16 protein-coding genes are annotated in these 12,974 nt (G+C 63.8%); 10 read left to right on the forward strand and 6 right to left on the reverse strand.

Annotation, left to right across the window (positions count from 1 at the left end; all coding sequences use genetic code 11):
• Window positions 1-122: 122 nt before the first annotated feature.
• Together LB553_RS16460 and infC are read right to left on the reverse strand one after the other, a co-directional pair.
• Entirely contained in the window at window positions 123-770 is a 648-nt protein-coding gene (locus LB553_RS16460) for a methyltransferase family protein (RefSeq protein WP_224514878.1), read from the reverse strand.
• Window positions 771-926: 156 nt separating this feature from the next.
• Window positions 927-1,463 carry a translation initiation factor IF-3 gene (gene infC / locus LB553_RS16465; protein WP_140757206.1) on the reverse strand — a complete coding sequence of 179 codons (537 nt, stop codon included), beginning with the start codon at window positions 1,461-1,463 and terminating at the stop codon, window positions 927-929.
• A 214-nt stretch (window positions 1,464-1,677) separates the two neighbouring features.
• Here infC and LB553_RS16470 point away from each other — a divergent pair, with 214 nt between their 5' ends.
• The 4 genes from LB553_RS16470 (at window position 1,678) to LB553_RS16485 (ending at window position 5,067) form a co-directional block, all read left to right on the forward strand.
• Window positions 1,678-2,451, forward strand: a complete 774-nt coding sequence (locus LB553_RS16470; RefSeq protein ID WP_224514879.1) for an alpha/beta hydrolase — start codon at window positions 1,678-1,680, stop codon at window positions 2,449-2,451.
• A complete protein-coding gene (locus LB553_RS16475; RefSeq protein ID WP_224514880.1) occupies window positions 2,451-3,593 on the forward strand; it encodes a benzoate/H(+) symporter BenE family transporter in 1,143 nt (380 codons plus the stop codon). The genes LB553_RS16470 and LB553_RS16475 overlap by 1 nt, the downstream gene beginning before the upstream one ends.
• A gap of 115 nt (window positions 3,594-3,708) precedes the next feature.
• Entirely contained in the window at window positions 3,709-4,188 is a 480-nt protein-coding gene (locus tag LB553_RS16480; RefSeq protein ID WP_224514881.1) for a DUF2852 domain-containing protein, read from the forward strand.
• Window positions 4,189-4,308: 120 nt separating this feature from the next.
• Window positions 4,309-5,067 (forward strand): M48 family metallopeptidase, encoded by a 759-nt coding sequence (locus tag LB553_RS16485; protein ID WP_224514882.1) that lies wholly within the window; start codon window positions 4,309-4,311, stop codon window positions 5,065-5,067.
• Window positions 5,068-5,169: 102 nt separating this feature from the next.
• On the opposite strand, the gene LB553_RS16490 is transcribed toward LB553_RS16485, so the two are convergent.
• Window positions 5,170-5,385: a hypothetical protein gene (locus tag LB553_RS16490; RefSeq protein WP_140686825.1), complete on the reverse strand. Its 216-nt coding sequence runs from the start codon at window positions 5,383-5,385 to the stop codon at window positions 5,170-5,172.
• A 109-nt stretch (window positions 5,386-5,494) separates the two neighbouring features.
• Between LB553_RS16490 and LB553_RS16495 the strand changes: the two genes are divergently transcribed.
• The 6 genes from LB553_RS16495 (at window position 5,495) to LB553_RS16520 (ending at window position 11,345) form a co-directional block, all read left to right on the forward strand.
• Window positions 5,495-6,154 carry a phosphoribosylanthranilate isomerase gene (locus tag LB553_RS16495; protein WP_224514883.1) on the forward strand — a complete coding sequence of 220 codons (660 nt, stop codon included), beginning with the start codon at window positions 5,495-5,497 and terminating at the stop codon, window positions 6,152-6,154.
• A 26-nt stretch (window positions 6,155-6,180) separates the two neighbouring features.
• Window positions 6,181-7,401 (forward strand): tryptophan synthase subunit beta, encoded by a 1,221-nt coding sequence (gene trpB / locus LB553_RS16500; RefSeq protein WP_224514884.1) that lies wholly within the window; start codon window positions 6,181-6,183, stop codon window positions 7,399-7,401.
• Window positions 7,402-7,403: 2 nt separating this feature from the next.
• Window positions 7,404-8,243, forward strand: a complete 840-nt coding sequence (gene trpA / locus LB553_RS16505; RefSeq protein WP_224514885.1) for a tryptophan synthase subunit alpha — start codon at window positions 7,404-7,406, stop codon at window positions 8,241-8,243.
• Between the two features lie 96 nt (window positions 8,244-8,339).
• Window positions 8,340-9,266 (forward strand): acetyl-CoA carboxylase, carboxyltransferase subunit beta, encoded by a 927-nt coding sequence (accD, locus tag LB553_RS16510; RefSeq protein WP_224514886.1) that lies wholly within the window; start codon window positions 8,340-8,342, stop codon window positions 9,264-9,266.
• 247 nt (window positions 9,267-9,513) lie between these two features.
• Window positions 9,514-10,839 (forward strand): bifunctional folylpolyglutamate synthase/dihydrofolate synthase, encoded by a 1,326-nt coding sequence (locus LB553_RS16515; RefSeq protein ID WP_224514887.1) that lies wholly within the window; start codon window positions 9,514-9,516, stop codon window positions 10,837-10,839.
• 53 nt (window positions 10,840-10,892) lie between these two features.
• Window positions 10,893-11,345: a VOC family protein gene (locus tag LB553_RS16520; RefSeq protein WP_224514888.1), complete on the forward strand. Its 453-nt coding sequence runs from the start codon at window positions 10,893-10,895 to the stop codon at window positions 11,343-11,345.
• Between the two features lie 2 nt (window positions 11,346-11,347).
• Here LB553_RS16520 and LB553_RS16525 read toward each other — a convergent pair whose 3' ends face one another.
• The 3 genes from LB553_RS16525 to trxA all read right to left on the reverse strand — a co-directional run bounded on the left by LB553_RS16525 (window position 11,348) and on the right by trxA (window position 12,900).
• On the reverse strand, window positions 11,348-12,109 hold the full coding sequence (locus tag LB553_RS16525) for a TSUP family transporter (RefSeq protein WP_224514889.1): 762 nt from the start codon (window positions 12,107-12,109) through the stop codon (window positions 11,348-11,350).
• A gap of 54 nt (window positions 12,110-12,163) precedes the next feature.
• Window positions 12,164-12,445 carry a cupin domain-containing protein gene (locus LB553_RS16530; RefSeq protein WP_224514890.1) on the reverse strand — a complete coding sequence of 94 codons (282 nt, stop codon included), beginning with the start codon at window positions 12,443-12,445 and terminating at the stop codon, window positions 12,164-12,166.
• 131 nt (window positions 12,446-12,576) lie between these two features.
• Window positions 12,577-12,900, reverse strand: coding sequence for a thioredoxin (gene trxA / locus LB553_RS16535; RefSeq protein ID WP_224514891.1), 324 nt, complete (start codon window positions 12,898-12,900; stop codon window positions 12,577-12,579).
• Window positions 12,901-12,974: the final 74 nt, after the last annotated feature.

Raw genomic sequence — 12,974 nt, forward strand, 5'->3', positions numbered from 1 at the left:
CGTGAACCGCTTCGACGCAAACTGAAGCGGACAAATGATGTGCTACCAAACCGGACAACTTGATTAGCTACCGACACACCTCAAGCGATACGACGCGCTGTCCTCGCCGTGCGCCGGCGTTCCTAAGGCAGCGTGAACCACACCGGCAGCATCCCCGACTGCTGCATGCTGTCGATCAGCTCGAAGGCCGGCAGCGCGACCAGGAACACCAGTCCGTCGAGCAGCGTGTTCAAGAGCAGGCGCGGCCTGAAGCTGCCGGTATCGCCTTCCTGGTAAAGCGCCAGGTTCGGGAAGAAGCGCGGCACCTTGGCGAGATAGGCCTGGTAGGGCGCATCGAGCACTTCTTTCAGATACCGCTCCTCGCGCAGGATGACGATGTGGAAGGCGCCGGCGCAGAGCAACGAGAACAGGATGATGCCGCTGAAGGAGCCGATCTGCGCCCCGACCCCGGCGGCAGCCACTGTCGAAAACAGATAGAGCGGGTTGCGGGTGATCGAATAAGGCCCGCCCGTGACCACTTCGGCGGATTTGCGTCCGCCTATATAGAGCGTCGACCACAGCCGTCCGACAATGCCGAGAAAGATCAGAAGCACGCCGAACATCTCGATCGACTCGTGCATCCAGGTCTCGGGTGGGAAGCTCGATTGGCCGAACAGCAGCGCGCAGAACAGCACCACGACCAGCACCGCCAGCACGATCCGGCGCATGTGCTGGTAGCCGCCGAGACCTTCTGTTTGCTCGGCGGACTGGGACTTCACTTCATCGGTCATGGCGAAACCCGATCGTCGATTTGCTCGCGATCGAGGAACTTGATCGTCGAGATTTGCAGGCGATCGGGGACCCGATCGCGAGTTTGAGAGCGATCGGATAGAAAACAGGCGCCCCGCCGATCGCCGGGACGCCTTGCACCATGATTTTGGCGGGATTTAGCGCGGCGCCAGAACCATCATCATCTGGCGGCCTTCGAGCTTGGGCTCCGCCTCGACCTTGGCGATCGCCGAGGTTTCCTCGCGCACCTTGTTCAGGAGCTGCATGCCGAGCTCCATATGCGCCATCTCGCGGCCGCGGAAGCGCAGCGTCAGCTTGACCTTGTCGCCTTCCTCGAAGAAGCGCCGCACGGCCTTCATCTTGGTCTCGTAGTCATGGCTGTCGATGTTCGGGCGCATCTTGATCTCCTTGATCTCGATGACCTTCTGGTTCTTGCGCGCTTCAGCCGCCTTCTTCTGGTTGGCGTATTTCAGCTTGCCGAGATCGAGGATCTTGACGACCGGCGGCACCGCATTGGGCGATATCTCGACCAGATCGAGCCCGGCCTCCTCGGCCAGCAGCAATGCGTCGTTGATGGAAACATCGCCTCGGTTCTGGCCGTCGGCGTCGATAAGCTGGACCCGGGGCACCCGGATGTCTCGGTTGGAGCGCGGCCCATCCTTGGTGGGTGCCGCTGCTTTGAAAGGTCTGCGAATGGTCGTGGTCTCCTCGGCCGTTTCGTTCAGGGGTTCTTTAGGTTCAAACAGGTGGACGCGCCTATGTGGTGAGCGCGCGGCCGGTGTCAATAGCATAGCCGCACCGGAAAATCACCTCCTGTCCGGCAATTGTCTGCACCAAGCAAAGAAACGCGCGAGCACTTTTCGTTGAACCCCGGCCTGTGCCAAAAAGACCGGCCGAAAGGACAAGCTCATGGCCGCCAGCGTTCCGGTTTTCATCGATGTGAATGGGTCGAACATCGCCGTCAGGCAGGCGCCCGGCGCGGCGCCCGGCGTGGTCTGGCTCGGCGGCTACAAGTCCGACATGCTGGGCACGAAGGCTGAGGCGCTTGCCGCCTGGGCCGCTCGCGAGCGCCACGCCTATCTGCGTCACGACTATTCCGGCCATGGCGAGTCGGGCGGCGAATTCGCCGAAGGCACGATCTCCAGATGGGTTGCCGAGAGCCTTGCCGTCTTCCGTCGGTTCAGCAAGGGCAAGCAGATCCTGGTCGGCTCCTCGATGGGGGCTTGGATCGCGCTGCGCATGGTGCAGGAACTGCGCAAGGTGGGCGACACGCGCGTTGCCGGCCTGGTGCTGCTCGCCCCGGCGCCGGACTTCACCGTCGAGCTGATCGAACCGGTGCTGACCGACGCGCAACGCCGCGATCTGGAGGAAAAGGGATTCTTCGCCGAGCCGTCGGACTATTCGGACGAGCCTTATATCTACACGCGCGCGCTGATCGAGGACGGCCGCGCCAACCGGGTGATGACCGGGCCGATCGACACGCATTGCCCGGTGCACATCCTGCAGGGCCTTGCCGATCCGGATGTGCCGTCCGGCCATGCGCTGAAGCTGGCCGCGATGCTGCCCGCCGACGACGTGACGCTGTCGCTGATCCCCGACGGCGACCATCGCCTGTCCCGTCCCGAGGATCTCGAAATGCTCACACGGACCGTCGGCGACATGGTCAGGCGGGCCGCCGCATAATGCGCATGTCCATCCCGATATCCGCCTTCGTCGCGGCAATCGTCGGCTTCGGCGGCACGCTGGCCCTCGTCATCGCCGCCGCCAAGGCAGTCGGCGCGACCCAGATCGAGACCGCGAGCGGTGTCACCGCGATCTGCCTGGCCATGGTCATTGAATGCCTGTGGCTGTCCTGGCGCACGAAAATGCCGGTCATCACTGCCTGGTCGACGCCTGGCCTGGCGCTGATCGGGGCCTCCAGTGGTTTCACGATGCCGCAGGCCGTCGGCGCCTTCATGGTCACCGGCGTCCTTCTGGTCGCCACCGGCCTGTTCAAGCCATTGACCAGGCTGATCGCGAAAATCCCGGCCTCGGTCGCGTCCGGCATGCTGGCCGGCATCCTGGTCAGCTTCGCCGTGAATGCGGTGAAGGCCATTCCCGCCGACCCTTGGCTGATCCTGCCGCTGATCGCCACCTTCTTCGTCATCCGCCTGTTCAACCCGGCTTTATCGGTGCTGGTGGTGCTGATCGGCGGCGGCCTCGCCGCTTTCCTCACCGGCCGCGTCGGCAGCCTGCCGGCGCCGGAACTGTCGACATTGACGTTCATTGCGCCGCAATTCACCGCCTCGGCGATTATCGGCCTTGCCTTGCCGCTCTATCTCGTCACCATGGCCTCCCAGAACCTTTCCGGCCTCGCGGTGCTGCGCGCCGCGGGCTATCATCCGGAGCCTGGTCCGCTGATCGGCGTCACCGGTCTGTTTTCGCTGCTCTCGGCGCCGTTCGGCGCCGTGACCACCAATCTTGCGGCGATCTCGGCGGCAATCTGCACCGGCCCCGATGTCCATCCCGACCCGGCCGAACGCTGGAAGACCGGGCCGTTCTATGCGCTCGCCTATCTCATCTTTGCGATCTTCGGCGCCTCGCTGGTGGCGATCTTCGCCGTCCTGCCGCAAAGCCTGATCGTGCTGGTGGCGGGGCTCGCCTTGACAGCACCCTTGGCCAACGCGCTGTCGATCGCGTTGAAGGACGAGGCCGAACGCATGCCGGCCACCGTCACCTTCGCCGTGACGGCTTCGGGGCTCACGCTTTTCGGCGTCGGCGCGGCATTTTGGGGGCTGGTTGCCGGAATGGCAGTGCTTTTCCTTGAAAAGCTCAAAAAGCGATAATCATGTCAGATGCTTCGCCGGTTTTGGCCGGACTTGTCTTGAATCGCCGATTTCGCCTTCCCATTTCGATTCCACGCAGCCGGTTTGGCTGTCTCCAATGGAAGGATTGCGAGAAATGAACACAAGTGCATTGATCCGTCCGGCCTGGACGCCGGCCACGATCGCGCTGATGGTCATCGGCTTCATGGTGTTCTGGCCGCTCGGCTTCGCCATGCTCGCCTACATCATCTGGGGCGACCGGTTGGAAGGCTTCAAGCGCGACGTCAACCGCGCCACGGACGGTATCTTCGCCGGTTGCCGCCGTCGCTCCGAGAAGGCGGCCCGCTGGGGCCACGGCTCAGCCCGCACCGGCAACGTCGCCTTCGACGATTGGCGCGAGAAGGAACTCGAGCGCCTCGCCGAGGAGCGCCGCAAGCTGGACGAGATGCTCTCCGAGTTCGACGAGTACGCCCGCGAACTGCGCCGCGCCAAGGACCAGGAAGAGTTCGACCGCTTCATGGCCAACCGCAACAAGTCGACTGCGCCGACCTCGACCGGCTCGACCGACAAGGCTGGTCCGGAGGGTGGCAAAGGTACCAACCTGCTCGACGACTGAGATCCCGCGACACGTCTCGGTATGATATGCGGCGTCGCGTTTAGCGGCGCCGTTTCTTTTTTGTTCTCTGTGTACCTTCCCTCCACTGGCCGTTTTTTTCGAATCGCGTATCGTCCAGCCATGACCCTCGGCTTCTTTCGCAACCTGACCAAGCCAAAGCCCACGCCTGTCGTGGAGCGAGAACATTGCGTCGCCGGCCGCACGCTGCCGCTGAAAATCGTCGAAAGCGCCAGGGCCAGGCGGCTCACGCTGCGCATCGATTCCGGCGGCCAGGGCCTGCGCGTCACCGTGCCGCCCGGCTTGCGCCGGGGCGAGGTGGAGAAATTCCTCGACCGCCACCAGGATTGGCTGGAACAGCGGCTGGCCAAGGTGCCGACGAGGCCGCAGGTCCGCCCCGGCATCAGGATCCCGATCCGCGGCGTGCCGCACCGCATCGTGCATGAGCCTTCCAAGCGCGGCACCATTACCGTCTCGCGCGACGAGCGCGGTCCGCTCTTGATCGTCCACGGCGAGCGCATCCATCTGCCGCGCCGCATCGCCGACCACCTCAAGCGCGAGGCCAAGAAGGAGATCGAGCGACTGGTGGTCAAGCACACCGAGGCGATCGGCAAGCGCGCCAAGGCGATAAGGTACAAGGATACCTCCAGCCGCTGGGGGTCATGCACCTCGGAGGGCAATCTCTCCTTCTCGTGGCGCATCATGATGGCGCCGCCGGCGGTCATAAACTATCTGGTGGCGCATGAGGTGGCGCATCTGAAAGAGATGAACCACGGCCCGAAATTCTGGAGACTATGCGAGAAGCTTTGCCCGGATACCGACCGCTGCAAGGACTGGCTGAAGCGCAACGGCGGCGCCTTGCAGGCGATCATGTTTGAGTAGCTTAAACGGCTAGGCCGCGTTCCTTCACCCCCTCTGCCCGGCAGGGCAGAGGGGGTGCTGTCCCGCCGACCTTTCTGCTATCCGCCTGAACCCATCAGACCATCAATCGTCATTCGCCGCGTTCAGCTCTTCCGGCCGCAGCCCTTCCTCGGTATGCGGCCACGGCAAAAAATCCCGGTCGAACGTATCGCTGCCGAAATAATCCAGCGCGCGGTGCGCCTCGGCGCCGTTGAAGGCGGCCTTGTCCATCAGATGCGCGATCACCTCGCGCGCCTGCGCGATCTTCTGCTTCAGTTCGGCGACGGTCCTGTCGGCCATGATTATCCTGCTCCCGCTGTGGTTCCTATATGAAGGTAGTGTTTTCCGCCGAACCGGCAACATTATGCTTTTTCTCGACTCTTTTCCCGTTTCGTGCCAAGCCCGCGCCATGACGCTCGACATCAAGATCTGCGGATTGAAGACCGACGCCGCGATGGCTGCTGCCCTCGCCGGCGGCGCCAGCCATGTCGGCTTTATTTTCTTCGCCAAAAGCCCGCGCTACGTCGAGCCCGCCGCGGCCGGGCGCCTGCGCGAAGCGGCGCGCGGCAAGGCCAAGGCGGTCGCCGTCACCGTCGATGCCGATGATGCTTTCCTCGACGAGATCGTCGCCAAGATGCAGCCGGACATGCTGCAGCTGCATGGCTCGGAAACGCCCGCGCGGGTGGCGGAACTGAAGGCCCGCTATGGCCTCCCGGTCATGAAGGCGCTGCCGGTCGGCGAGGCGGCGGATATGGAGCGGGTAAAACCCTTTGTCGGCGTGGCCGACTGTTTTCTCTTCGACGCCAAGCCGCCGAAGGGATCGCAATTGCCGGGCGGCAACGGCGTCGCATTCGACTGGCGCGTCCTTGCCGGCCTTGACGCCGGCGTCGAATACATGCTTTCCGGAGGGCTCAACGCCGCCAATATCGGCGATGCCCTGAGACAGGCAAACCCGCTCGGAATAGACGTTTCGTCCGGCGTGGAAAGCGCTCCGGGCGTCAAGGATCCGGCGCTGATCGAGCAGTTTTTCCGGGCCGCCAGGGCCGCGCGCGACGACCGCGCCGCCTGAATACAATTCACATCAGGAGATCGGCGATGAACAAGCCGGCAATGCCCAATTCCTTCCGCACCGGGCCCGACGAGCAGGGCATGTTCGGCATTTTCGGCGGCCGCTTCGTCGCCGAGACGCTGATGCCGCTGATCCTCGATCTGGAAGAGCAGTGGAACAAGGCCAAGACCGATCCCGAGTTCAAGGCCGAGCTGCAGAACCTGTCGACCCATTATGCGGGGCGGCCTTCAAAACTCTATTTCGCTGAGGGCCTGACGAAACATCTCGGCGGCGCCAAGGTCTATTTCAAGCGAGAGGACCTCAACCACACCGGCTCGCACAAGATCAACAATTGCCTCGGTCAGATCCTGCTCGCCAAGCGCATGGGCAAGAAGCGCATCATCGCCGAGACCGGCGCCGGCCAGCATGGCGTCGCCTCAGCCACCGTCGCCGCGCGCTTCGGCTATCCCTGCGTCGTCTACATGGGCGCCACCGACGTCGCCCGCCAGAGCCCGAACGTATTTCGCATGAAGCTGCTCGGCGCCGAAGTGCGGCCGGTCACCGCCGGCCATGGCACGCTGAAGGATGCCATGAACGAGGCCCTGCGCGACTGGGTCACCAATGTCGAGGACACCTATTACCTGATCGGCACCGCCGCCGGCCCGCATCCCTATCCGGAGCTGGTGCGCGACTTCCAGTCGGTGATCGGCACGGAAGCCCGCGCCCAGATGCTGGAGCAGGAAGGCCGGCTGCCCGATGTCATCATCGCCGCCGTCGGCGGCGGCTCCAACGCCATCGGCCTGTTCCATCCCTTCCTCGACGACAAGGATGTGCGCATCATCGGCATCGAAGCCGGCGGCCGCGGCCTTGACGGCATCGAGCATTGCGCCTCGATGAGTGCCGGCAAGCCCGGCGTGCTGCACGGCAACCGCACCTATCTGCTGCAGAACTCGGACGGCCAGATCCTCGACGGCCATTCGATCTCGGCCGGCCTCGATTATCCCGGCGTCGGCCCCGAGCATTCCTGGCTGCGCGATTCCGGCCGCGTCCAATACGAACCGATCCTCGACGACGAGGCGCTGGAGGCCTTCCAGCTCACCACCCGGGTCGAAGGCATCATCCCGGCGCTGGAATCGGCGCATGCCATCGCGCATGCGATGAAGATCGTGCCCAAGATGGACAAGGATCAGCTCGTCATCGTCAACCTGTCCGGCCGCGGCGACAAGGACGTGCATACGGTGGCCAACATGCTGGGCATGGAGATCTGACAATGACCACCCGCATCGACCGCCGCATGGCGAAGCTCAAAGCCGAAGGCCGCCCGGCTTTGGTCACCTACTTCATGGGCGGCGACCCGGACTACGACACCGCCTTGGCCATCATGAAGGCGCTGCCGGGCGCAGGCTCCGACATCATCGAGCTCGGCATGCCTTTTTCCGACCCGATGGCCGACGGTCCGGCGATCCAGGCGGCGGGTCTTCGGGCGCTGAAGGGCGGCCAGACCCTCGCCAAGACGCTTAAGATGGCGTCCGAATTCCGCGCCGGCGACGACGAGACGCCGATCGTTCTGATGGGTTACTACAATCCGATCTACATCTACGGCGTCGACCGGTTCCTCGCCGACGCAAAGGCCAGCGGCATCGACGGCCTGATCGTCGTCGACCTGCCGCCGGAGATGGATGAGGAGCTCTGCATTCCGGCGCTGAAGGCCGGTGTCAACTTCATCCGCCTGGCGACCCCGACCACCGACGACAAGCGCTTGCCCAAGGTTTTGGAAAACACCTCCGGCTTCGTCTATTACGTCTCTATGACCGGTATCACCGGCTCGGCGCTGGCCGACACGACGAAGGTCTCGGCTGCGGTCACGCGCATCAAGGGTCACACGGCGCTGCCGGTCTGCGTCGGCTTCGGCGTCAAAACCGCCGAGCAGGCGCGTGTCATCGGCGCCTCGGCCGACGGCGTGGTCGTCGGCACGGCGATCGTCAACGCGATCGCCAATGTGCTCGGGCCCAAGGGCGAAAAGACCGCCGACCCGGCCGAAGCCGTCGCCACTTTGGTCAGCGGGCTCGCCCAGGGCGTCCGTTCGGCTCGCCTTGCCGCCGCCGAATAGCCTGACTAATTCTTCGCCGCGCGATTCCGACCGGAAAACCGCCACAGACTTTTCCTGGACTAGCTTGAAGTCCTTTCCAGGACAGGAGCCGAAACCATGAACTGGATCACCAATTACGTCCGCCCGAAGATCAATTCGATGCTCGGCCGGCGCACCGACATGCCTGAAAACCTCTGGATCAAGGATCCCGAGACCGGCGAGATGATTTTCCACAAGGATCTCGAATCCAACCAGTTCGTCATCCCGGCTTCCGGCCATCACATGAAGATATCGGCCAAGGAGCGGCTGAAATACTTCTTCGACGACGGCAAATACGAGACGCTGGAAAATCCCAAGGTCTTCCAGGACCCGCTGAAATTCCGCGACGAAAAGCGCTACACCGACCGCCTCAAAGAGGCCAAGGCAAAGACCGGCCTGGAAGACGCTATCCTCAACGCGGTTGGCACCATCGAAGGCCTGCCGGTGGTGGTCACCGTGCAGGACTTCGCCTTCATGGGCGGCTCGCTCGGCATGGCTGCCGGCGAGGCCATTGTGCATGCCTTCGAGGTGGCGCTGCAGCGCAGGCGGCCGCTGATCCTGTTCGCCGCCTCCGGCGGCGCCCGCATGCAGGAAGGTATTCTGTCGCTGATGCAATTGCCGCGCACCACGGTCGGCGTCGACCGGCTGAAGGAAGCCGGCCTGCCCTACATCGTCGTGCTCACCAACCCGACCACCGGCGGCGTCACCGCCTCCTACGCCATGCTGGGCGATGTCCACATCGCCGAGCCGGGCGCGCTGATCGGCTTTGCCGGCCCACGCGTCATCGAGCAGACCATCCGCGAAAAACTGCCCGACGGCTTCCAGCGCGCCGAATATCTGATGGAGCACGGCATGGTCGACATGGTCGTGTCGCGGCTGGAGATGCGCCAGACCATCGCGCGGTTGCTGAAAATGCTGCTCAAGATGCCGCCGGCCGAGAAGCCACTCGAGCCGGAGATTCTGCCGCCGGCGGTGGTCAACGCGGAGGCGCGGCCGCAAGCCTGAGGCGAGGTCGGCCTGAAGCGATATCGGCTGGCGCGACATCGTTCGCCGCGAACCGCGATTGCGCCGCTTGTTGCGTGCTGTAGCCTCGGATTTGCGCATGGCCGTCGCGAAACCGATTCACGGTTTGGGGCCGTGCGCCAAAGCAATTCCAGGAAATGTGACACGGTTTCCGTTCGGAATTGCGTCAACAAAAAAGAAAGAGCGGTTCTGCATTCCGTGAGATGATGAACCGCTCTAGGATTCCATCATGACAACGCTCGCCGCCGAACGCGAAATCGAACATCTGATGACGCTGCATCCGAAAGGCTTCGACCTTTCGCTGGACCGTGTCACGCGGCTTCTCGAACGCCTCGGCAATCCACAGGACCGGCTGCCGCCGGTCATCCACATCGCCGGCACCAACGGCAAAGGCTCCTGCGCCGCCTTTTCGCGCGCGCTGCTGGAGGCTGCCGGCCACCTCGTCCACGTCCATACCTCGCCGCATCTGGTGAACTGGCACGAGCGCTACCGGCTGGCGGCCGAAGGCGGCGGCAAGCTCGTCGACGACGAGGTTTTCGCCGAGGCCATCGCGCGCGTCGCCGAAGCCAATCAAGGCCAGACGATCACCGTCTTCGAGATACTCACCGCCGTCACCTTCATTCTGTTTTCGGAGCATCCGGCGGAAGTGGCGATCATCGAGGTCGGCCTTGGTGGCCGCTTCGACGCCACCAATGTCATCAAGCGGCCGGCCGTTTCGGTGATCATGCCGATCTCCATGGACCATGAGGCCTATCTCGGCGATCGCGTCGAGCTGATCGCCGCCGAGAAGGCCGGCATCATGAAGCGCGGCTGTCCGGTGGTGATCGGCGCCCAGGAAAGCGAAACCGCGCTTCAGGTGCTGATCGAGACGGCCGAGCGGCTGGATTGCCCCACCGTGGTCTATGGCCAGGATTTCCTCGCCTTCGAGGAAAACGGCCGCATGGTCTATCAGGACGAGGACGGGCTTATGGACCTGCCCTCGCCCCGCCTGCCGGGGCGCCATCAATACGCCAACGCCGCGGCGGCGATCGCCGCCGTCAAGGCGGCCGGCTTCGAGATCGGCCACCGCGCCGCCGAGCGGGCGATGACCCATGTCGCCTGGCCGGCACGCATGCAGAAGCTGACGCAGGGCAAGCTCGTCGATCTGGCCCCGAAGGGCGCGGAGATCTGGCTGGACGGCGGCCACAATCCCGGCGCCGGCATCGTCATCGCCGAAGCGTTGGCCGAGCAAGAGGAAAAGAATCCGAGACCGCTGGTCCTGATCTCCGGCATGATCAACACCAAGGACCAGACCGGCTATTTCAGCGCCTTCAAGGGCCTCGCCCGCCATGTCTACACTGTGCCGGTGACCAGCAGCGACGCCGGCGTTCCCAACGACGAGCTGGCATTGCGTGCCGAAGAGGCCGGCCTGTCGGCGGAGCCGGTGAGCTCGGTCGCCAACGCGCTGATGCTATTGCGCGATTCTTGGGACGGCCCGGCGCCGCGCATCCTGATCGGCGGCTCGCTCTATTTCGCCGGGGCCGTGCTGGCCGAAAACGGCACGCCGCCGACCTGAGGCGAAACCGGGACAGCGTTGCGGATTTCGGCCGGGGCCGAAAGGAACCGGCCATGATCAAGGTGAAGCAGCTCGCCCATCTCTGCATCTTCGCGCATGATTTGGAGGCGACGCGCAGCTTCTACCGCGATGCGCTCGGCATGGACACCCGTTTCAATTTCCTGCGCGACGGCAGGATTTTCGGCTTCTACCTCGAGTGTGGCGGCCGCAGCCATGTCGAGGTGTTCGAGAAACGCGAAGCCAGCTACAGCGAGGCAAACCAGATCAACCACTTCTGCCTTGAGGTGGAAGACATCGAGGCGGCCATCGCTCATATCCGATCGAAGGGCGTCGCGGTCACGCCCAAAAAGCTCGCCTGCGACGACACATACCAGGCCTGGATCGCCGATCCCAACGGCGTGAAGATCGAGCTGTTCGAATACACCGCCAAAAGCGCGCAATTCACGGCGGCGACCGTGTCGCCGACTGGTAGATTGGAGCGACACGTCGCCCGCATGAGCAGTTGAAGTTAGACGGCAACATGCATCGCGGCGGGCAGCGCCAGCGAGAGCCCCGACAGGAAAAGCAGAACAAAGACGATTTTTCGCATCGTCCCTTGCGATAGTGTCGGTGGCCAGCGCCGCGCCGCATAGGTCATCAGCATTACGGCCGGTATGGCGAGGACGAGCGCGACAGGCGACATGGTCGGCAGGTTGCCGCTCGCCGCCACCAGGATAAGCCGCACCACCTGCGCGGCGCCGAAAGCGGTCACCAGCGTTTCGCGGACGCGTTCATGCGGCATTGGCTGGCGAAAGAGATGATAAACGAGCGGCGGGCCGCCGGTCGCAAACAGTCCACTCATTAGGCCCGAAATGACGCCGAAGCCGGCGAAACTCGCGTCCGATGACCGTTTTGCCAAGCCGGCAGGCCTGATGGCCAGTTGCAGGCTGGACAGCATTATGACCAGGCCGAGCCCGATTTTCAGCAGGTCGGCCCGCGTATCCGCCAGCCATTCCAACAGGGCATACCCCAAGAGCAGCGAAGGCAGGCTTGCGATCAGGATAAGCCGCAGCTCCCGGCGCGCAACCTCGCGCCAGCCGCCCTGGATCAGCATCTGCGTGGCGTTGACCAGGGTCAGCATGCCGACCATCGCGGCTGCGTCGGGCAGCGGCAGCAAGCCGACAAGCGCAATCGCGCCCATCATCACCAGGCCGAAGGCGAAGCCCGTCAGGGTCTGGACATAGGCGGCCACGGCCGCAAAACCGGCAAAGGCGAAGAGCGTTAGACCCACGATATCCCGCACGAGGCCGGAATGGAACCGTGCAAGCCGGCAATCACGGCCGGCCTACTTCAGCTCGATCTCGATGAAAGCATACTCGCCGTCATTGGCGTTGATGACGTCGTGCTCGACACCTTCCCGGCGGAAATAGGGTGCGCCCTGCTTCATCTCGGCGAAGGATTCGCCGTCCTTGGTCACCAGCTTCACCTTGCCGTCCATCAGCGGCACCACGACATAGTCGTGGCCATGGCGGTGCCAGCCGGTGTTGGCGCCGGGCGCGAAGCGGTATTCGGTGACGATGACGCGCTCATTGTCGACGTGAACTGTGGCCTTGGCTGTCCCGCTCATGGCGCTCTCCTTTTTCTGAAACAGAGAGTATGACGTGCCCGCCTGCGAGGGCCAGAACGCGTCGAGCGATGACGCCAAAGAAAAAGCCCGGCGCGATTGGCCGGGCTCGTTCTTGAACTTTTCGGATTGGCTCAGGCGATGGCGCCGTTGATCCAGTGCGACAGCGCCGTCTTCGGCGCGGCACCCACCTTCATGTCGGCCACTTCGCCGCCCTTGAAGATCATCAGCGTCGGGATCGAGCGCACGCCAAACTGCGCGGCAAGCTCGGGATTCTCGTCGATGTTGAGCTTGGCGACCTTCACCTTCGAGCCGAGCTCCTTGGCGATGTCTTCCAGCGCCGGGGCGATCATCTTGCACGGGCCGCACCACTCTGCCCAGAAATCCACCACGACCGGCTCCTTGGCGTTGAGCACATCGGCCTGGAAATTGCCCTTGTCGACCTTGACGGTGGCCATCCTGAAATCCTTTCGAAAACGCGGGTTGCACCAAATGTGGTGGTTGCGGCGGCGATCTTCAAGCAGTTCTTGTG

Origin of the sequence: Mesorhizobium sp. CA8 (genome assembly GCF_020164955.1) — a bacterium.
In the GTDB taxonomy this organism is placed as follows: Bacteria; Pseudomonadota; Alphaproteobacteria; order Rhizobiales; family Rhizobiaceae; genus Mesorhizobium.